This is a genomic window from Enterococcus sp. AZ109 (assembly GCF_051714625.1).
Lineage (GTDB): Bacteria > Bacillota > Bacilli > Lactobacillales > Enterococcaceae > Enterococcus_A.
Genome location: NZ_JBIOSF010000002.1, coordinates 257,579 through 276,008, shown reverse-complemented (window position 1 = coordinate 276,008; position 18,430 = coordinate 257,579). Strand labels below are relative to the sequence as shown.

The window sequence follows — 18,430 nt, the reverse complement described above, 5'->3', positions numbered from 1 at the left end:
TATGAAAACAATCGTATTGCTGACACATGGAAATTGGGGGAGCAGTTTGATTGACGATGTCAAAAAACATTTCGGGACAAAGGACGAACTGCTGAGCTATTCATTGAATGCCGACACAGACCACGAACTACTTACCCAACAAATTAGGCAGGAGCTTGTTGGAAAAGACAACTTAATTTTTATTAGCGATTTGCACGGAAGTACGACGTACAAAATTTCGATCCGTCTAGGTTTGGCACTCAATGGAAAAGCCTATACTGACTTGTCCCTAAGACTTTTGTTAGATGTAATGAGCGATAGTGATGAAGCGCACGAAAATATAATCGACACATTCAATCAATTTAAAATGGAGGAATCAACTATGGAAGAAATTAAATTTGCTCGGGTGGATCACCGATTGATCCACGGACAGGTCATTACAAAATGGATGAAGCTAGTGCAAGCCAACAAAATTGTGATTGTAGATGATACTTTAGGGAAAGACCCTTTTATGGCCGATATCTATGCGATGGCTGCCCCTGCTGGTGTAAGTGTAGAAATTATTGATACGCAAGAAATTGTTAAACGACTTAGTGGTGGACAGTATAGAGGAGATCAACTTTTCCTATTGTTCAAAAACGTTTCTGCAGTGGAAAAAGCTGTTAACAACGGTTTGAAGCTTCAACAGCTTCAATTAGGCGGGGTGCCTTATGAACAGGGACGTACAAAGGTTATTTCAGCTGTTTCATTATTGAAAGAAGAAGTTGATTTCTTAGAAGCGCTTAATAATAGCGGAACAGAAGTCATCGCGCAAATTGTACCAGAAGAATCTAGTATGTCTTTTGGAGAGATCAAAAAGAATTTTAGATAGGAGGAAGAAAAATGGGGTCAACATTTGTTATGGCGTTGGTTACAGGACTTTGGTTTTGGATTTCTGCTAGTATTGCTGGATTTTCTTTGTTTCCGACACTGAAGTCACCAACTTTTATCGGCTTTGTACTAGGATTGCTTTGGGGAGATGTTCAAACAGGATTGATTACTGGAGCAGGTATTGAAGTCATTTATCTAGGAATGGTTGCAGCTGGAGGAAATATTCCTTCTGACCGTTCGCTAGCTGGCTTAATAGCAATTCCAATTGCACTTCAAACAGGGGTATCGACAGAGGTTGCGGTCAGTATAGCTGTTCCCATGGGAATTATTGGCGTATTTCTAAATAATATCCGAAGAACAGGGAATGCTTTTCTAGCTCATAAAGCGGATCATTTCGCAGAAGAAGGAAATACAAATGGCATTTGGCGCTGCGCGACGATTTATTCACTTATTTTTGGTTTTGTCCTGCGTTTTCCCATTGTGTTTATTGTCAATTATTTCGGTGGAGATTTAGTAGAAAGAATTTTAGAAATTATTCCAGAATGGGTATTAAACGGATTAACTGTCATGGGTGGTGTCTTGCCTGCCTTAGGATTTGCGACGACAATTTTCATTATTGGTAAAAAAGAATATATTCCGCTCTTTATTACTGGCTTTTTCCTCGTTAAGTATTTGGAAATTCCGATTATGGGTGCGGCGATCTTTGGTACATGTCTTGCTTTGATGATGACTTTCGGCAATAAAGCGATGAAAGGGGTCTAATTATGGAAACAACATCAGAGAAATTATTAACTAAAAATGACGTCTTGCAAACTTACCTACGCTGGTGGTGGTGTGCAGAGCTGTCTAACAGTTTCGAGCGAATGCAAGGATTAGCATTTGGAGCTAGTTTTGCCTCCGTGTTGAAGAAGTTGTATTCATCAGATGAAGAAAAATTAAAAAAAGCGTTGAAACGGCACTTGGTCTTCTTTAACACCCAACCAATGTGGGGTTGCCTGATTCACGGAAGTGTATTAGCAATGGAAGAGCAAAAAGCTAGTGGGGATGACATTCCTTCAGAACTAATTGCCGATTTCAAAACGGGATTGATGGGACCATTAGCTGGAATTGGGGATGCAATTGATGCAGGAACATTTCAAGCAATCTTTACCGCACTAGGTGCCTCTTTTGCAGCCGAAGGAAATATTATTGGCGCTTTCTTCGTTGTTTTGTGGTCCATTATTAACTTTTTCGAAGGCTTATTCTTTTTCAAATATGGCTATCGGCTTGGTAAGAAATCCATTTCGATGGTTTTACAAGGTGGTTTAGTCAACAGCATTATCAAAGGCGGCAGTATTCTAGGGATGTTTATGATGGGTGCGTTATCTGCTGCGATGGTCTCATTATCTACGACTGCCTCCTTAAATATATCAGGCAAAGAAATTAGTTTACAGGAAACATTAGACAAGATTGCTCCAGGATTGCTGCCTTTAGCGCTAGTATTCTTTGTTTACTGGGGAATGACAGCAAAAAAATGGACAGCATCGAAACTTTTATGGATTTTGATTATTTTCAGTCTATTAGGTTCACTTATTCGATTGTTCTAGAAGGGAAGTGGGAAAGTGATACAGACACAAGAAACGATCGAGCTTTTAACGAAATTAGTCTCTTACAAATCCTATCCTACTAGTGATACCAATGACCAAGAAGCTGTACTGGATTTTGTTTTAGAGTATTGTGGTCAATTAGGTTTTACTGTTAAAAAAGTGAGCAGCATCCTAGGTTGGGCTCAAATAGGAACTCAAGGTCCTTTAGCAGCATTTCCAGTGCATCTGGATGTGGTGCCGCCAGGAAACGGCTGGGATACAGATCCTTTTACTTTGGTAAAAAAAGACGATGTTCTTTTCGGTCGGGGAGTTTATGACAATAAAGGACCAGCTGCGGTAATGATTACGCTCTTAAAAGAGTTAATTCAGCAAGCCGAAGAAAAGCAGATACGCTTGCGCATCATTTTAGGTGCGCAAGAAGAAACTGGGATGGCTTGTATCCAACAGTATACGAAGTTAGAGGAAAATCCGGTAATTGGATTTGTTCCCGATGCAATGTTTCCTATCGTTTTAGGCGAAAAAGGGCGCATACATTTACTGCTAGAAGCCCAAGAATCAGTTGAGTGGCTGGAAAATATATCTTGTGGTGAACAAGTCAACTCAGTGCCCGACTATGCAGCAATCAAAGTTAAACGTGAACAGAATGTAACTAACTTTGACCTGTCTGCTGTTAACGGCTGGGAGGGAACAACGGTTTTTAGCCGTGGGATTCCTGCTCACGGTGCTAAGCCGGAGCTAGGAGTAAATGCCTTTTTCAAACTATTAAAAACACTGGATTCACAGTATTATTCAACTAAAATGAACGACCTTTTGCAATTAGCCGAAGCAAACGGTACAGATTTAGGACTAAGTTGTCCTGACCATAAATTTGGCGATACAACTGTGAACGTTGGAGTAGTCAACTATAAATCGGATCACTGGAAGGTAGAAGTTGATATTCGTTTTGGCAGTCAGCTAAGTCAAGAGACAATTTTGTTAACGATCCAGCAAGCTTTTCCTGGCTGGAACGTAACGACGTTGAATGCGAAAAAGGTTCATTTAGTGGAAAATAAACAGCTAGCCGATCAATTACTTCGCTTATATAGTCGCAAGTTTCCCACAGAACAACTTGAACCTATTTATATGGGTGGAAGCACATATGCCAGCTATTTTCCCGATTTTCCAGCATTTGGTCCCAGATTTCCCGATACTAGAACCTATGCCCATGGAAAAAATGAACAAATGAAAATTTCGGATTTAGAACAGCTCCTCCAGATTTACCAAGAAGCAATTCAAATTGTTATAGACGAGGCGATAAAAAATGAACATTGATACGAAAGTCCTTCACAGTTATCCAGTAGTAGATCCTAATACTGGCGCAGCATCTATTCCTAAATATCAATCATCAACCTTTCACCAAAAAGCTTTTCCTGAAAAGCAGCCCTATACGTACACCCGCTTTGGCAATCCCACGATTGAAGCGGCAGAGCAAGCTGTCGCGTCCTTAGAGAATGGGAAATATGGGGTGGCCTTCTCTTCTGGTATGGCTGCAATCACAGCTTCACTATTGTTGCTAAGTGCAGGGGATCATCTTGTTTTAGGTGAAAACATTTATGGGGGAACTTTCCAGTTGCTGTCGGAGTTGTTAAGCAGATTTGAAGTTACTTACACTTTTGTTGATGAACGGGACCCATCAGCTTGGGAGAAAGCAATCCAAGTGAACACTAAGATGTTTTATTTAGAAACGCCATCCAATCCTTTGTTGACAGTTACAAACATTCAGGAAGTTTGTCAAATTGCCAAAGCTCATCAGCTTTTAACTGTCTGCGATAACACATTTATGACACCTTATTACCAACAACCATTAGCGCTAGGTGCAGATATTGTAGTGCACAGTGCCACCAAATTTTTAGGCGGGCACAGCGATTTAGTCATGGGGTTTGCGGTGACAAATGTTGCTGAACTTTGCGAAAAGTTGTACAAAAATCAAAAAATTATCGGCTCAATTCCTGGTATAGAAGAAGCTTGGCTCTTACTAAGAGGGGTAAAAACACTAACGGTTCGTATGAAACAAGCCAGTGCTAATGCGTTAACCATAGCTCAAAAGTTACTGACACTATCAAATGTCAAAGCCGTTCATTACCCGGGGTTAGAACAGCATCCAGACCATTTCCAACATTTCCAACAAGCGACAAGCGGTGGAGCCGTTTTATCCTTTGAATTGACTTCTAAAAGTCAGGTTCAAAAATTATTCCAACAGGTAAAAATTCCGATTGTAGCGGTAAGTTTAGGCGGAGTAGAAAGTATCTTGTCTTATCCGTGGACAATGTCCCATGCTTGTATGGCAGAAGAAGATCGCTTGAAGGCAGGGGTCAAACCAACCTTAGTACGTTTGTCTTGCGGTATCGAAGACGCTGAAGATTTATGGTTAGATATTCAACAAGCACTTGAAGGAGAAGAGAATGAAAAAAATTGAGCGAGTTAAGCAGGTATTAACAGGTAAAAGACCTGATCATGCACCGATGGGCTTTTGGCTGCATTTCCCTAAAGAGATTATTTCTCAAGGAGTAGAAGCGCAAGTGGCAGCCCACCTAGCCTTTAAAGAAGAAACCCTGACTGATATTTTAAAAATTATGAATGAAAACGAGATGCGCAGTCATCAAAAAATAGAACACCTTCACGAATGGAAAAATATTACTAAAATTACCAAAGATTCCAAGCTGGTTAAGGACCAAGAAAATATATTGCAGCGTATCGTAGAAGCAAACGAGGAAGATTGCTACTTATTGGGAACAGTTCATGGGTTAATTGCCTCGTTGTCTCATGCTTCAGGGCACAGCTATTCAGTTTCCCCTCAGCTAATCAATGAACATTATCAGCGTGATCCACAATCTGTAAAGGATGGTCTGAAAATAATTGAAGAAAATACACAGCTCGTTTTAGAAATGACGATGGGAACAGGAGTACAGGGCATTTATTACGCAGCTTTAGGAGGAGAAAAAGGGAAATTTAGTGATACCTTTTTCCAAGAGGCATTAAAAGTGGCAGAGTGCACATTGTTAGAGCAAGCGAATAAGAAAGAAGATTTTTCTACTTTTCTTCATATTTGTAAAGAAGCGACAGAATTAAAAAAATATCAGGATTATCCTTGTGATGTCATCAATTGGGCGATGCATGAAAGTGAGTATTCTTTTGAAGAAGCCAAAAAGATCTTTGGCAATAAAGTCTATTTAGGAGGATTTGATGATCGATCTGGTGTATTAGTTGAAGGAAATGTGGAAGAAATTAAGCAAGAATTAATGCGTATTGAAAATGAATTTGCAAATAATCGTTATATAATTGGTGCGGATTGTACGTTGCCAACCGACATTTCATTAAATAAACTTCGCCAAATTCATGAGCATCTTAGTCAGTAGATAAACTTAATCACATAACAATCGCTAGACTAATAGGAATCCTTAACTAATTCTATCTGATGAGATTAGTTAAGGTTTTTTTAGTGGGATCAAGGATGCTTAACAAATTTTCTATTATAGATAAATCGGATTTCAACTTTTATCGTGAGACTTCTTTTTCCATTTGACGCAGCTCTTTGCTTCACGCTATGATTAGGCAAAGAGAAAGGGAGGATACAATGGACAAAAAACGCTTTAAGAAAATGGTGGCCATCGAACCTACTAAGTTATTGCCAGAGTGGGATGAGCAATTGAAAAACTATGCAGATGAGACAATTTTTTATACTGATATTCCTGATACAACCGAAGAAATTATTCGCCGAATTGGTGATGCGGATTGTGTGATGCTAAGCTTTACCAGCTATATTGACAAAGAAGTATTAGATGCTTGTCCTACTATTCGTTACATCGGAATGTGCTGCAGTCTGTATTCTCCCGAGAGCGCAAATGTCGACATTCTGACCGCTGAGGAAAAAGCAATTGTAGTCACTGGGATTCGTGATTACGGTGATGAAGGGGTAAGAGAATATGTAATCAGCGAACTGGTACGCTTACTGCAAGGGCGCGGCGAAGCAATGTGGAAAGACGAGCCAACAGAGTTGACTGGTATCAAAGTTGGTATCATTGGTATGGGAACAGTTGGATCACTGGTAGCAGAGGCTTTACACTTTTTCGGAGCAGATGTATCTTATTACAGCCGCACGCGCAAACCGGAAATCGAAGAGAGGTTGGCAATGGATTACTACCCGTTAAACGACTTACTTAGTCGAGTGGATATCGTGATTACCGCTTTAAATAAAAATGTAGTCTTGCTAGAGGAAGAACAGTTCGAATTGATGGGACCAGGGAAAATCCTGATGAACCTATCTATTGCGCCATCTCATACCATTGATGACTTAGCCAACTGGTTAAGCCTTCCTAATACCTATGCATTTTGCGACACTGTAGCAGGAATTGGGGAAGAGGTAGCCAATTTACCAAATGTTTTTGCCGGTGATCACAGTGCTGGTCTGACATCAATGGCTAAAGTACGCCTAGCACAAAAAGTAATTCAGAATATAGAGAAGTTTCTGCAATAAATGAAATAGGTTTAGGCATATTTGTAGCTGCCTAAGCCTATTTGTATAACCAAAATCTATAGAAAATCATAGATTTGCCAATGGTTTTTTCGTAAATAAAACTATGGTGGGTATTCTCATCATGATATAATTAAAGAAACGTCTTTAGGAAGTTTTTCAATGTTTAATCTCTCATATGATGATAAGCAGCGTGTTGCGGGAATTATTATTTTAGCGATTTCTTTTTTCTTTCCAATTCCGTTTCTAGGTATTATTTCAGGTATTTATTTGTCACGGCAGTCGTTGCCAATTGGCTTTAAAATAGGTGCTGTTGTCATAATTTTAGAACAAGTGGTAATTTATGTGCCGTGGTTGCTGTATTTAACAATTGTAAGGTAGGTGGAGAAAATGTTGAAAAATGTTCGAGCTTTACCGTTTCGCTATCATGATTCTTACATTACATTTGCTGGTCTTTTATTCACATTTTTGGTGACAATACTTGTTAAAGGACTGCCGCTGTTTTTTGACGTTACCGGTATTGCTGACTACTGCTTCAGTGGAGGGTTACTATCTTTCCAAAGTTGAGAAACTGACGAGGAAAATGCTGATAAATGAAGTTTTTATTTTTTTAGGATTTGTTGCGTGGGCATTTATGAGTGCCAAGTAATTTTAGGAACCAGGGAGGTGAAAGCCTCATTAATATAACAAGGAGTGAAATATATGCTGTTTTTGACAAAAGATGACATGATCCAGACTTTTTCCATGAAGGAGGCGCTAGAGGCAGATAAAGAAGCCTTGATGATTTTCTCCAAAGGGGAGACAAATGCACCACTGCGCACGAATGTGGATATTCGAGAGGAAAATGGTGTAAGTTCATACATGCCAGCCTATATCGGTGGGGATAAACCATCTCTTGGCGTAAAAATTGTTTCGACTTATTTGCACAATATCGAACGGGGTCTGCCTAGTGTCACTGGTACAATGATCGTCTTAGATCCAAAAAGTGGGATAGTCACTGCCTTGTTAGATGGCACATACTTGACTCAGCTGCGAACAGGTGCGGTACAAGGGGTAGCGACAGAGCTATTAGCAAGAAAAGACGCCAAGATTGGTGCCCTGATCGGAACAGGGGGGCAGGCGGAGAAACAATTAGAAGCGATGTTAACAGCTCGTCCATTAACCGAAGTTCGTATTTTTGATATCTCTCAGAAAAGGGCGGAATGTTTCGTAGAGGATATGCAAGGAAAATTCGAAGCACGCTTGATTCCAACTAAAACTAGTCGGGAATGTGTTGAAGGTGCGGATATTATTACCAGTGCGACGCCGTCCAATGAGCCAACCTTCGAATCAGACTGGGTAAAAGACGGGGCACATATTAATGGAATCGGTTCCTTTACACCAAGTATGTTTGAAATTCCTAAAGAATTAATTAAGCGAGCAGACCGGGTTATCTTTGATACAACAGAAGGGGTACTAAATGCAGCGGGAGACTTTATTACACCGTTAAAAGAAGAATATATTCCAAAAAATAAGTATTCTGGCGAGTTGGGACAAATTCTATTAGGAGAAGTCCAAGGTAGAACTTCAGATAAAGAAATTACTATTTTCAAATCAGTTGGAACAGCTGTTTTAGATTTAGTGGTAGCAAGTCAGATTGTCCAAAAAGCCCGTGAAAAAGGCTTGGGTACAGAAATTCCAGATTAGAAATATTAAGACAAGCTGTTCTTTACGAGGAAGCTTGTCTTATTTTGTCGTTTGGGACAAACTATTAGCTGATCTGGACAAAAGGCACATTTTTATTAACTTTGACGATAAACTGAGTACATAAAAAAGTTCGGGAGGCAGTGTTATGTTGTTAGGAATGATTGTTGGCTGTTCGTTCGTGTTTTTATTAAAAACTTGGTAGCGGGAGTAAAAAGTTTACCTTAAATATATTTGTTTTTGCCTTTGTAATAGGTGGTTAAACGTTTACTATAAATAAGGTATACTTTTAATATGTTAGAAGGAGATTGACATATGGATGAAAGATTTATGGTTTCAGAAGAAAAAAGTGACAAAAAATCGATTAAAACGCAAGTTATTACAGATGAAAAAACCGGTGTGCAATATTTATTGGTCTTAAACACAATTTATGGATCGACAGGAATTACTCCATTATTGAATGCTGATGGTACACCTGTCATACGAAGAAGATAAAAGTAGGAGTCGTTTTCATCTAAAAGGTATGTTATACTTTTATTAATCGAATAAGAACACTAGGGGTGCTTTTAAGCTGAGATTATACCCATTGAACCTGAAACAGTTAGGACTGACGCAGGGAATGTGTGACTTTTTTAGTCAAATCGTTAATTATTACACCCGATCGTTTTTGTGATCGGGTTTTCTTTTTAGTTTGGCCTCCTCGTGGACTTTTTTGAGGAGGCTATTTTAATAGTAGAAAAAAGTAAGGGGGAGTTATATGTTTACAGAATTAGCAAGAAAAGCAGCTGCAGCTTATTGGGAGGGGAGCTTCGTGCATCCTTTTGTGGAGTCGATTGGAGATGGTACCTTATCACCGGAAATATTTCGGTTTTATTTGCTCCAGGATCGCTATTACTTAGAACATTTCAGCAAACTTTACGAACGGATTGCCGATCAAACAGCAGATCAAGAAGTACAAAACTTGATGAGAGAAAATGCAGAAAATTTACGATTAGGCGAGATTGCGGTTCGTGCCGATTTTTTTAGTGAATTAAACATCACTGAAAAAGAAATTGCCGAAACACCTGTTGCACCAACTGCCTATCATTATGTTTCTCACATGTACAGACAGTTAGTGGAAAGTACACCGAATGCAGCCTTTGCAGGTATGTTACCATGTGCCTGGTTGTATCAAGAAATAGGCATTCGTCTAATTAAGTCAGGATCGCCGCACCCATTGTACCAGCGGTGGATTGAAACTTATTCAGGTGAGGAAGCCGCTGAGGGAATCTTAAGAGAACGTGCTGTTTTAGACCGATTATACGAAGCGAGTAAACCGAAAGAGCAAAAGCAGATGCTGGAGGCTTTTGTCATCAGCAGTAAGATGGAATATGCGTTTTGGGAGATGGCGATGAATTTGGAAACTTGGGCGATCGCTTAAAAGCTTGATATATCAGTATGTAAAGACATATTTACATGGTAAAAAGCTGAATGTAAAGCACTTTTTCTGTTCGGTGTCTAGAAGTCTAACCTATAATTTGGATAAGGAGGTCAGTTATGAATATTGATCAAAAATTAAAGAATGCACGAAAAGCAGCAGGATTGACGCAAGAGGACTTAGCTGAAAAAATCAACGTCAGCCGCCAAACAATATCTAGTTGGGAAAATGGGCGAAGTTATCCTGATATCGTCAGCATCATTTTGTTGAGTGATATTTATAACCTCTCCTTAGATCATTTACTAAAGGGAGACGAGGACATGATAAAACAACTTGAAAAAGACACCAACACAGTCAAAAGCAATCGAAAACTGATCGGCATTTATCTCGCCTGCATTATGGGGTATGGTATTTTGTACTTGATGATGCCAATGATTTCTCTGCCAAAAATTGAAAATATTGCGATGAACCTCCTAGTTTTTTTAGTATCAGGACTAGCGCTGTTGTATCAGCTAATTCATCATATCAAACGAACCGATTTTTTGAGTAAAAGCACTTCTAATGTTGTTTTAACTCAAGTTGCCATTGTAGTATTTGGACTTTTGTTAATTGTAGGAACATTTTTAGTGTTGGATATTTTCTTGACAAAAACTTGGCAGTTGCTTACTGCTCGGATAATTACATGTTTGACCATTGCTTGCTTTATGTACGCCATCAATAAAAAAATAAGTTAAATGACTAGTAGAGAAAGCCCCATAAATGGAATACAATAGTTAAAAAAGGGGTTTTCTCTATGAAAAAACTCTGCTTTGTCTTCGAAATCAATACCAACGCTCGGCCGGTGCTGAATCTTCTGCCTTGGATATACATGAACGGAGAAGAACTGGCTGAGCATCTTTCTGGCAAATACGAAGTGATGTTCGACTATTTTAAGAACAAAGATCGCGCTGATTATTTGGTGGTGCCTAATCCTAATGGTGGTTTTATAAACGAAACCGATCTGCCTGAGATACCTGTCGATCTGGAACTGTTCTTCAACAAAGACTTCCAGGGAATTGAAGCGTCAATCGACAACTTCTTTAACGAAAAGCAAAGATAAGTCGGAATCACCATTTTTTTCAGAAACTTTACTGATCTTTTTGACACAATCTCGGGAACATGTTATGATTCTTGGCGAAAGAGGGAACATCTGATGATATACAGCTATTATTTTAAATTCGTAAGAAAAGCAGCTCTTGACAGATTAATTCGATGAAGCATTGTTAAGAGCATACAATAAAGGTTTAGACTTCATCGGAAACGCCCGAAGTAGGCAGGTTTATTTATTGTGCCTTGGTGTTTTCGATTTTGAAAAAATATTGTAGCTGCAGACAATTGCTGTTGTCTGTAGCTTTTTTTGTAAAGAAAATATAGTTTTTCACAAATGATAGGATTGGTTTGGACATAAGTAGTAGTGCAGGGCTTCTCAATCTAGAGGAGTTTGCGAAACCTTTCTTATTAATTAGATGTGTGCCGATAAAAAAAAGAAACAGTAATGAGGAGAAAAAAATTATGATGAATTTAGTAGACATTACCCAACAGTTTGGGGACAAGCTGTTGTATGAAAAAATTAATGCCCAAATCAACAAAGGCGAACATGTGGGACTAATTGGTCGCAACGGTGCCGGGAAAAGTACCTTGATCAAAATTATCACTGGCGAAATTTTGCCGGATGAAGGCCAAATAGTGGTCTCGCCAAAATTTCAGGTGGGCTACTTGGATCAATACGTCAACGTGGATGAAACTATGACCATTCAGGGATTTCTGCAAACAGCTTTTGCTGAGGATTTAGCGAAAGAAGTAGAAATTACTAAACTGTATGAAGCGTATGCTACCGATATGGATGATCGTTTATTGGAACGGGCAGGCCGTCTACAAAATGAGTTGGACCAAGGGGACTTTTACCAAATGAACACCTTGATCGACGAACTTGCGACAGGATTGGGGATTCACGTATTAGGAATGGATAGTATTTTGAAGAATTTAAGTGGTGGACAGCGTTCGAAGATTCTATTAGCGAAGTTGCTGCTAGAAAAACCAGATTTGTTAATTCTGGATGAACCAACGAACCATTTAGATGATGACCATGTCCAATGGCTGACACAATTTTTGAAGGAGTTTCCAGGAACCTTTTTGGTAGTTTCTCATGACCAGGCTTTCTTAAATGAAGTAACTACTCATATTATGGATATCGAATTCGGTCAATTGACCAAGTACACTGGTAACTTGGAAAAAGCGACTAAGCAAAAAGAACTGCGAGCGGAAACGTATATGCGCCAGTATGAAGCTCAAAAATCGCATATTAAAAAAACTGAAGAATATATCCGTAAATATAAAGCCGGTTCCCGTTCAACCATGGCAAAAAGTCGAGAAAAACAATTGGCAAAAATTGAACGTTTGACCCCACCTTCTGATTCACCTACGCCAAATATTGTGTTTGAACCGGTTCCTTTGGTGACAACTTTAGCTTTGGAGACGGATGATTTACTGGTGGGTTATGACAAGCCATTACTGGCTCCGCTAAAACTAACTCTTCGTTATGGAGAAAAAGTTGCTTTGCGTGGTTTTAACGGAATTGGAAAGTCAACGTTAATTAAAACACTAATTGGTGAAATACCAGCTTTAGGCGGAAGCTTTCATTTTCCAAACCATACGAAAATCAATTATTTCTCTCAGGAATTAGCTTGGGAGTATCCATTGGAGACACCTTTCCAATATTTAAGCAATCGCTATCCAAAGGCTAACAACAAAGAATTGCGGCGTCAATTGTCTCGTGCGGGCTTGAGCAGCGAATTAGCGCAACAAAGCTTGAAGACTCTAAGTGGTGGCGAACAAACCAAAGTGAAAATTGCCGAAATGACCATGATCAAGAGCAACTTCTTAATTCTGGATGAGCCGACGAACCATATCGATAAAGCAACGAAGGAAAATCTGCAAAAAGCCTTGGAGCAATTTCCAGGCACGGTTGTAGTCGTTTCCCACGAAAATACTTTCTACGAAGAGTTTGTCGATCGCGTAATTTCGTTGGGGGAATAGCATAAATAGCATGTGGACACCAATATTCTGGTATGTCCACATGCTATTTTTATGATTTTAGCGATCGGTTTTTCTGCCTTCTATACACAACAAATATAATCACATACTGAGCAATCATCGCAGCTATCAGGCAACCTGCGATAATCAGTGCACCGCGCTTTGAATTTAAAAGACCAGAAAAAGCATCAAGCCGAAAAATAATACCACCAATGGCATTACAGGTTAGCGGAGGAATAAATGGAAGCCAAAGGTCTTTGTCCTTTTCCTTATAAAATAAGCCAGCGACAATCGCAGACATTAGCAAAATTAGTAAAATTCCGATTGTTGGACTAATGGAAATAGTCAGTGGGGTAGAAATAAAATCCAGCAGGGCAATGCAACCAATCAAGCCTACAGCCACAAAAAGATAAGGTACAAGCCGCCAAAATTTTGACTGATAGCGATAGGCACTATAGCCCAGCAATTTCATAGCCAAAATAGCAAAAACGGTTGCGGCCAATCCGCCGATGAGCAATTTTCCTAAATCAATTGCTTTGTCAGGAAAAACCATCGTTGGAAAAAAGGTAACCACTAGATAACTAGTAATGGCAACTAATCCCAGCTTAACGGCATCCCAAACATTAATCGGTAAGTTGGCGATCATCTCGTCAGCAATTTGTTTGGGATTTTTGCCAAAATATTCCTCAGCAGAAATACCTTGTTCCTGAGCTTCTAAAATGTCCTGCAATATTTCCAGTAAAAGTTCTTCCGCTTTTTCATGATCCCGAATCATTGTTTTGGCTCTGACATAGATCAGGAGATTTACATAGAATTGCTCATTATCAACTGTCAATTCCTTTTGCAGTTCCGCATTTAGTTCTTCCCAGTTAGTTTTTTCCATTCTCCTCGACCCCTTCAATAATTCGTTGCATATTTTTTTGCAGCTCGTTCCATTGCTTTAGAAAGTTTTCTTTTTCGATGATTCCTTCTGGTGTAATCGAGTAGTATTTTCTTTTTGGTCCATTCTCTGAAGCTCGCATATGTCCTGCGATAAACTTTTTCTTTTCCAACGATAGCAGCAGAGGATAAATGGTACCTTTGGAAATCGCATCAAAGCCAAAACTAGCTAAACGCTCATTTAAACGGTAGCCATAAAGCTCTTCTTCCGACAGTAGCAGCAAAATACTGCCTGTCAGCACACCTTTCAGCATTTGCGAATCAATTTTTTGGGGCATTTGTACACCTCGTTCACTAGCTTGTTTTACAAGGTAATGATACCGTAATGCAGGTAGTATGTAAAGCAAGATAGTGGAAATTTTTTAATGAAGACAACAAAAAAAGCGCCCAAAAGCTTGGCGCCGCAAAATCTAAATCTATTTCACTCCATCGTCCCCTTAATGCCTTCGATCACGGCATTCCTGAATCCGTGCTTTTCTAATGCCACAACGCCCTTAATCGTCGTTCCACCAGGAGTAGCGACGCCATCCTTTAGTTCACCGGGATGTTTTTTCGACTGAAGTGCCAATTCAGCGGCACCTTTAGTCATCTGTTCGGCGATTTGATAGGATAACTCGCGATTAAGACCGTACAATACACCGGCATCGGACAAAGCTTCAATAAATAAATCGACAAAAGCTGGTCCGCAGCCAGCAACAGAACCAACAATTCCAAGTAAGTGCTCATCAATTTCTACTAAGCTTCCTAAAAGCTGCAATGTTTGATCAATGGCATCCTTGTCAGCCGAACGCAGCTGTTCACTATAGGAAATACCCAGTAATCCTTCGTTAACTTGAACCGGGGTGTTGGGAATACAATGGGCTAAAGGATAATCTTCTCCTAGAACTTCTGCCATCTCCGGCAGGTTGACACCGGCAGCCACGGAAACTAACGGGATTTTTTTATTAGTAACATTAGCTGGCAATGCTTCAAGAATCGGCAGCACCGCACCGGGGTTCACCGCAACAACTAACAAATCGGCATCCGCCATCTCCTCCAACTGGTCAATTAACCTAAAACCCATTTCACTTTGTCGATTCGCAGCTGTCTGACTGCGACCGCCTTTGACTAAAATATCGGTGGGTTTTACTTCACCTGAATTAATAAATCCTTGTATCATGGCACTGCCCATATGACCAGCACCGAAAAAGCCAATCTTCATAACAAAAAACCTCCTTTTTCTCATTATAACGAGAAAGAGGAGGAAAGCTAAGGGGTTTGCTTTACATTTGTCTTTTGGCAATTCTTTACGCAGTCTTTTTAAATGAAGAATAAACATATTCGTCATCGACATGTTGTTCTTTTACACTGTGTTCAGCAACTTGCTTCTTGGCACGACGCAAAATTTCTTCTTTTCTTTTATGTTCATAAGCATCAATCTGTTGGAAATAATTTTCTCTCTTTTGAGTCATTACATTGTGGTATTTCCAGGAAATCAAGGCGACTAGCAGTAAAAGTCCTAGTAAATAAATCATATTGAACACCTCCATGACCCTATTGTAAGTGAATAGTTGCAATTCCAGTAGGACATATGTCATACTCTAGTAAAAAGCGGTGAAAAAAGCGATGGAAAACTATCAATTAACCGAAACACATCGAAAATTATTAAAACGTTACGGCTTATCGGATCAGGAAACTAATTGTTTTGTTCATTGGTACAAAGCAGGGGACACCATTCATGAAGAAGGCGAACCCTATCACCATCTGATTCTGGTTGTTTCTGGAAAGGCCAAGGTCTGCACGACAGCTTCTAACGGCAAAGACTTGGTGTTGACTTATTATCTTTCGGACGGACTAATCGGTGATATGGAGCTAGCTAGTACCAGTGATGTTGGGGCAGCTTCGGTGGTGGCTCTGTCAGATGTGGAATGTTTGGTAATTCCCTACCAACAGCAGCGAAACTTATTACTGCAGAATTTGACCTTCGTAACTCATTTGGCTCGTGGCTTGTCGGAAAAATTGTTGCTGAGTTCGCAAAATTATGTATCAACAGCGCTTTACACAGGAGAACAACGGCTATGTTCTTATATTTTACAAGGTGCCTACAAAAATTTCTTTCAAGACAACTTAACCGATGTTGCAGCCACAATTGGAATTAGTTATCGTCACATGTTTCGGCTGTTGAAAGCCTTATGTGAAGAAGGTGTGTTAAGAAGGGAAGATCATGGATTTTTTATTCTGGATGAAGCCCAGTTGAAGAAGCGTTCCTCCGAGGCAGTAATTGAATAAATGTACTATTAAAAACTGTAGATAATGTCCTAGAAATAGGAAGTTATCTACAGTTTTTTACAATTTATTCTAAAAAAAGGACGTCTTGTTGCCCAGTTTTGTAAACAGCATTCTAATATTCCCTTGTGATATATAACTTGCGGTAAAAATACATTATGCTATCTCCAGACAGATGAAAAGGAGCTGGAATTTGATGGACGAAGGAATCCGACACGGTTTATTTTATAAGCGATCATACTAGCAGCTTTGGCATGAAAATGTACCAATCCAAATTTGACTGATCTAAAATCAGATATCAGTAAACGACAGAAAAAAATATTGTAAAGACAGGAGGCTAACATGAATAAAATCCTTTCATTTATCCATAAGGACCCATTTAAACAATTGATCCAAACCAATATTATCAACCATCTACAATTGAAGGAGAATCGTTATTGGAGCCAAGAATACGCTCGTTTTCGTGATCATTTAGATCGTAAATAAGCTTAATCCTCTTTAATAATAGCATTATCAATTTGCCGATTGGTTTCGATCCTTTCAGCGATGCGAACTTTGTAGTCCATGTTCTGCTGATAATGCAGTGAAAAATAACAACTATATAAAATGTCCAGCATAAAGGAAATTGAGGACAAGGAAGAAAAGCCAGCGATCTTTGTATAGGATTTCTCTCTTGTCGTAATGGGAAGAACCACATCTGCCAGATCGGCAAGGCTATTTTTCCCAATGCTCGTAATAGCAATAACAGGTGTTTGATTTTTCTTAAGTTGCTTTACCGATTTCAACAGAGTGGGTGTTTCACCCGAGTAAGATAAGCAGATTGCACAGTTTTCAGAAGTACTCATAGCAGCATCGTGAAAATGATTGTCAGAAACGGGATTGATGGTAGCATTTACATTAAGTCGCCCCAACTTGAAGACAAACTCTTCCCCAGCATAGTTAAGATTATCAACTGCGTAGACTTGTATTTTGCTGCTCTTTTCCATCAAACGAATTGCTTGATAAAGTGAATCATGTGCTACTAAAGCTAATGTATCGTGGATGCTCTCTAGGTGCAGCTGCCCCAGTTTGTTTGCGATTGCCATAAACGAATCAGTCGCTGCGAAGGGATAGTTTGCATCGATTGATTGAAAATATCTTTGCAAGTAGCTTACTTCGGCTAAAAAATTCTGTTTGAACTCAGACCAACCAGAATAGTTCAGTTTTTTTGCTATCCGCACAAGAATCGAAGGGGAGGTATAAGTTTCTTGAGCGATTGCTTTTACGGAGTAATCTCGGATTAAGTCTTCCTTTTCTAAAATAAAATCAATGACAACTTTTTCGCTAGGAGAAAAAGGGTATTCTTTCATACGATCAATTAGTAACATTACTGGCCTCCTCTCAGGTTAGTAAACATTATTAAAATTATATGCGATGCTACCGACAATTACAAATCAGAAAGTAGGAAAGAAATGGTATCAGAATTAGAAAAAATGCACACCGGCGCACCCTTCAATTTTCTTGACCCACAAATCAGCCTCTTTAAGGAAAAAGCTGCCCGTTTATGTAAGCAATTTAATGAAATTGATCCTGGAAACTTAGCAGAGCAAAAAGAAATTCTATCGAAACTCTTTGGGAAAAAAGGAGAGAATATTTACATACAGGCTCCTTTTTATTGTGATGTAGGAAAAAATATTCAAGTTGGTGAAGCGTTCCTCACGAATTATAATGTAAAAATCTTAGATGTGGCATCAGTTACTATTGGAGATTACTGTATGATTGGACCTAACACGGTGATTACGTCTGTTGGACATCCTTTAGACGCTAAAGGTCGCCGGGAGCATCTTTCACTGACCGATCCAGTGGTTATCGGAAATGATGTTTGGATTGGTGCAAACTGTGTTATTTTGCCAGGCGTAACTATTGGGAATAATGTAGTCGTAGCTGCTGGAGCTGTAGTTACAAAGAATGTTCCAGATAACTGTGTGGTGGCCGGTGTTCCTGCCCAAGTAATAAGAGACTTGACGGAGGAACAGAACGGAATTGATGCGGAATAGATAAAAGAATAGAGGAGTTAATTCATTTGCGTGAAAATACAGCTTCTTTTAAAAAAATTTGGATAATTAAAAC

General features: G+C 39.3%; 23 protein-coding genes and 1 riboswitch. Of the genes, 18 read left to right on the top strand and 5 right to left on the bottom strand.

The window, feature by feature from the left end:
* Window position 1 precedes the first annotated feature (1 nt).
* The 15 genes from IGI42_RS17910 (at window position 2) to IGI42_RS17840 (ending at window position 13,120) form a co-directional block, all read left to right on the top strand.
* Window positions 2-850: a PTS sugar transporter subunit IIB gene (locus tag IGI42_RS17910; protein WP_438717343.1), complete on the top strand. Its 849-nt coding sequence runs from the start codon at window positions 2-4 to the stop codon at window positions 848-850.
* Between the two features lie 11 nt (window positions 851-861).
* Window positions 862-1,611, top strand: coding sequence for a PTS mannose/fructose/sorbose/N-acetylgalactosamine transporter subunit IIC (locus IGI42_RS17905; protein WP_438717342.1), 750 nt, complete (start codon window positions 862-864; stop codon window positions 1,609-1,611).
* Window positions 1,612-1,613: 2 nt separating this feature from the next.
* On the top strand, window positions 1,614-2,435 hold the full coding sequence (locus IGI42_RS17900) for a PTS system mannose/fructose/sorbose family transporter subunit IID (protein WP_438717341.1): 822 nt from the start codon (window positions 1,614-1,616) through the stop codon (window positions 2,433-2,435).
* A 15-nt stretch (window positions 2,436-2,450) separates the two neighbouring features.
* Complete coding sequence (locus IGI42_RS17895) at window positions 2,451-3,746, top strand: Sapep family Mn(2+)-dependent dipeptidase (RefSeq protein ID WP_438717340.1); 1,296 nt, start codon at window positions 2,451-2,453, stop codon at window positions 3,744-3,746.
* Entirely contained in the window at window positions 3,736-4,890 is a 1,155-nt protein-coding gene (locus IGI42_RS17890; RefSeq protein WP_438717339.1) for a trans-sulfuration enzyme family protein, read from the top strand. The genes IGI42_RS17895 and IGI42_RS17890 overlap by 11 nt, the downstream gene beginning before the upstream one ends.
* Window positions 4,877-5,830, top strand: coding sequence for a uroporphyrinogen decarboxylase family protein (locus IGI42_RS17885; RefSeq protein WP_438717338.1), 954 nt, complete (start codon window positions 4,877-4,879; stop codon window positions 5,828-5,830). Before IGI42_RS17890 ends, IGI42_RS17885 begins: the two co-directional genes overlap by 14 nt.
* Window positions 5,831-6,048: 218 nt before the next feature.
* Entirely contained in the window at window positions 6,049-6,948 is a 900-nt protein-coding gene (locus IGI42_RS17880; RefSeq protein ID WP_438717337.1) for an NAD(P)-dependent oxidoreductase, read from the top strand.
* A 159-nt stretch (window positions 6,949-7,107) separates the two neighbouring features.
* Window positions 7,108-7,326, top strand: a complete 219-nt coding sequence (locus IGI42_RS17875) for a hypothetical protein (RefSeq protein WP_438717336.1) — start codon at window positions 7,108-7,110, stop codon at window positions 7,324-7,326.
* 12 nt (window positions 7,327-7,338) lie between these two features.
* Window positions 7,339-7,512 (top strand): hypothetical protein, encoded by a 174-nt coding sequence (locus IGI42_RS17870; protein ID WP_438717335.1) that lies wholly within the window; start codon window positions 7,339-7,341, stop codon window positions 7,510-7,512.
* 135 nt (window positions 7,513-7,647) lie between these two features.
* Complete coding sequence (locus IGI42_RS17865) at window positions 7,648-8,631, top strand: ornithine cyclodeaminase family protein (protein WP_438717334.1); 984 nt, start codon at window positions 7,648-7,650, stop codon at window positions 8,629-8,631.
* Window positions 8,632-8,943: 312 nt separating this feature from the next.
* The gene (locus tag IGI42_RS17860) at window positions 8,944-9,123 is read left to right on the top strand and encodes a DUF6440 family protein (RefSeq protein WP_438717333.1); all 180 of its coding nucleotides are present in this window, start codon (window positions 8,944-8,946) and stop codon (window positions 9,121-9,123) included.
* A gap of 51 nt (window positions 9,124-9,174) precedes the next feature.
* Window positions 9,175-9,265: riboswitch (TPP riboswitch) on the top strand.
* A gap of 120 nt (window positions 9,266-9,385) precedes the next feature.
* Window positions 9,386-10,048, top strand: a complete 663-nt coding sequence (gene tenA, locus IGI42_RS17855) for a thiaminase II (protein ID WP_438717332.1) — start codon at window positions 9,386-9,388, stop codon at window positions 10,046-10,048.
* Between the two features lie 116 nt (window positions 10,049-10,164).
* Window positions 10,165-10,779, top strand: coding sequence for a helix-turn-helix domain-containing protein (locus IGI42_RS17850; protein WP_438717331.1), 615 nt, complete (start codon window positions 10,165-10,167; stop codon window positions 10,777-10,779).
* Between the two features lie 59 nt (window positions 10,780-10,838).
* Window positions 10,839-11,144 carry a hypothetical protein gene (locus tag IGI42_RS17845; protein WP_438717330.1) on the top strand — a complete coding sequence of 102 codons (306 nt, stop codon included), beginning with the start codon at window positions 10,839-10,841 and terminating at the stop codon, window positions 11,142-11,144.
* A 452-nt stretch (window positions 11,145-11,596) separates the two neighbouring features.
* Window positions 11,597-13,120, top strand: coding sequence for an ABC-F family ATP-binding cassette domain-containing protein (locus tag IGI42_RS17840; RefSeq protein WP_438717329.1), 1,524 nt, complete (start codon window positions 11,597-11,599; stop codon window positions 13,118-13,120).
* Between the two features lie 49 nt (window positions 13,121-13,169).
* Here IGI42_RS17840 and IGI42_RS17835 read toward each other — a convergent pair whose 3' ends face one another.
* The 4 genes from IGI42_RS17835 to IGI42_RS17820 form a co-directional block, all read right to left on the bottom strand.
* On the bottom strand, window positions 13,170-14,000 hold the full coding sequence (locus tag IGI42_RS17835; protein ID WP_438717328.1) for a hypothetical protein: 831 nt from the start codon (window positions 13,998-14,000) through the stop codon (window positions 13,170-13,172).
* Entirely contained in the window at window positions 13,987-14,334 is a 348-nt protein-coding gene (locus IGI42_RS17830; RefSeq protein ID WP_438717327.1) for a PadR family transcriptional regulator, read from the bottom strand. Before IGI42_RS17830 ends, IGI42_RS17835 begins: the two co-directional genes overlap by 14 nt.
* A 143-nt stretch (window positions 14,335-14,477) precedes the next feature.
* A complete protein-coding gene (gene proC / locus IGI42_RS17825) occupies window positions 14,478-15,257 on the bottom strand; it encodes a pyrroline-5-carboxylate reductase (protein ID WP_438717326.1) in 780 nt (259 codons plus the stop codon).
* An 85-nt stretch (window positions 15,258-15,342) separates the two neighbouring features.
* Entirely contained in the window at window positions 15,343-15,570 is a 228-nt protein-coding gene (locus tag IGI42_RS17820; RefSeq protein ID WP_438717325.1) for a hypothetical protein, read from the bottom strand.
* 91 nt (window positions 15,571-15,661) lie between these two features.
* Here IGI42_RS17820 and IGI42_RS17815 point away from each other — a divergent pair, with 91 nt between their 5' ends.
* Both IGI42_RS17815 and IGI42_RS17810 read left to right on the top strand, forming a co-directional pair.
* Window positions 15,662-16,324: a Crp/Fnr family transcriptional regulator gene (locus tag IGI42_RS17815; protein WP_438717324.1), complete on the top strand. Its 663-nt coding sequence runs from the start codon at window positions 15,662-15,664 to the stop codon at window positions 16,322-16,324.
* A 339-nt stretch (window positions 16,325-16,663) separates the two neighbouring features.
* Window positions 16,664-16,807 (top strand): hypothetical protein, encoded by a 144-nt coding sequence (locus tag IGI42_RS17810; protein ID WP_438717323.1) that lies wholly within the window; start codon window positions 16,664-16,666, stop codon window positions 16,805-16,807.
* A gap of 2 nt (window positions 16,808-16,809) precedes the next feature.
* Here IGI42_RS17810 and IGI42_RS17805 read toward each other — a convergent pair whose 3' ends face one another.
* Entirely contained in the window at window positions 16,810-17,688 is an 879-nt protein-coding gene (locus IGI42_RS17805) for a MurR/RpiR family transcriptional regulator (RefSeq protein WP_438717322.1), read from the bottom strand.
* A gap of 84 nt (window positions 17,689-17,772) precedes the next feature.
* Here IGI42_RS17805 and IGI42_RS17800 point away from each other — a divergent pair, with 84 nt between their 5' ends.
* The gene (locus tag IGI42_RS17800; protein ID WP_438717321.1) at window positions 17,773-18,357 is read left to right on the top strand and encodes a sugar O-acetyltransferase; all 585 of its coding nucleotides are present in this window, start codon (window positions 17,773-17,775) and stop codon (window positions 18,355-18,357) included.
* Window positions 18,358-18,430 lie beyond the last annotated feature (73 nt).

Excerpts from the sequence above, each read along its gene's own strand:
- IGI42_RS17910 (WP_438717343.1), top strand. The coding sequence starts at position 2 with ATGAAAACAATCGTATTGCTGACACATGGAAATTGGGGGAGCAGTTTG.
- IGI42_RS17905 (WP_438717342.1), top strand. The coding sequence starts at position 862 with ATGGGGTCAACATTTGTTATGGCGTTGGTTACAGGACTTTGGTTTTGG.
- IGI42_RS17900 (WP_438717341.1), top strand. The coding sequence starts at position 1,614 with ATGGAAACAACATCAGAGAAATTATTAACTAAAAATGACGTCTTGCAA.
- IGI42_RS17890 (WP_438717339.1), top strand. The coding sequence starts at position 3,736 with ATGAACATTGATACGAAAGTCCTTCACAGTTATCCAGTAGTAGATCCT.
- IGI42_RS17885 (WP_438717338.1), top strand. The coding sequence starts at position 4,877 with ATGAAAAAAATTGAGCGAGTTAAGCAGGTATTAACAGGTAAAAGACCT.
- IGI42_RS17880 (WP_438717337.1), top strand. The coding sequence starts at position 6,049 with ATGGACAAAAAACGCTTTAAGAAAATGGTGGCCATCGAACCTACTAAG.
- IGI42_RS17875 (WP_438717336.1), top strand. The coding sequence starts at position 7,108 with ATGTTTAATCTCTCATATGATGATAAGCAGCGTGTTGCGGGAATTATT.
- IGI42_RS17865 (WP_438717334.1), top strand. The coding sequence starts at position 7,648 with ATGCTGTTTTTGACAAAAGATGACATGATCCAGACTTTTTCCATGAAG.
- IGI42_RS17860 (WP_438717333.1), top strand. The coding sequence starts at position 8,944 with ATGGATGAAAGATTTATGGTTTCAGAAGAAAAAAGTGACAAAAAATCG.
- tenA (WP_438717332.1), top strand. The coding sequence starts at position 9,386 with ATGTTTACAGAATTAGCAAGAAAAGCAGCTGCAGCTTATTGGGAGGGG.
- IGI42_RS17850 (WP_438717331.1), top strand. The coding sequence starts at position 10,165 with ATGAATATTGATCAAAAATTAAAGAATGCACGAAAAGCAGCAGGATTG.
- IGI42_RS17845 (WP_438717330.1), top strand. The coding sequence starts at position 10,839 with ATGAAAAAACTCTGCTTTGTCTTCGAAATCAATACCAACGCTCGGCCG.
- IGI42_RS17840 (WP_438717329.1), top strand. The coding sequence starts at position 11,597 with ATGATGAATTTAGTAGACATTACCCAACAGTTTGGGGACAAGCTGTTG.
- IGI42_RS17835 (WP_438717328.1), bottom strand. The coding sequence starts at position 14,000 with ATGGAAAAAACTAACTGGGAAGAACTAAATGCGGAACTGCAAAAGGAA.
- IGI42_RS17830 (WP_438717327.1), bottom strand. The coding sequence starts at position 14,334 with ATGCCCCAAAAAATTGATTCGCAAATGCTGAAAGGTGTGCTGACAGGC.
- proC (WP_438717326.1), bottom strand. The coding sequence starts at position 15,257 with ATGAAGATTGGCTTTTTCGGTGCTGGTCATATGGGCAGTGCCATGATA.
- IGI42_RS17820 (WP_438717325.1), bottom strand. The coding sequence starts at position 15,570 with ATGATTTATTTACTAGGACTTTTACTGCTAGTCGCCTTGATTTCCTGG.
- IGI42_RS17815 (WP_438717324.1), top strand. The coding sequence starts at position 15,662 with ATGGAAAACTATCAATTAACCGAAACACATCGAAAATTATTAAAACGT.
- IGI42_RS17810 (WP_438717323.1), top strand. The coding sequence starts at position 16,664 with ATGAATAAAATCCTTTCATTTATCCATAAGGACCCATTTAAACAATTG.
- IGI42_RS17805 (WP_438717322.1), bottom strand. The coding sequence starts at position 17,688 with ATGTTACTAATTGATCGTATGAAAGAATACCCTTTTTCTCCTAGCGAA.
- IGI42_RS17800 (WP_438717321.1), top strand. The coding sequence starts at position 17,773 with ATGGTATCAGAATTAGAAAAAATGCACACCGGCGCACCCTTCAATTTT.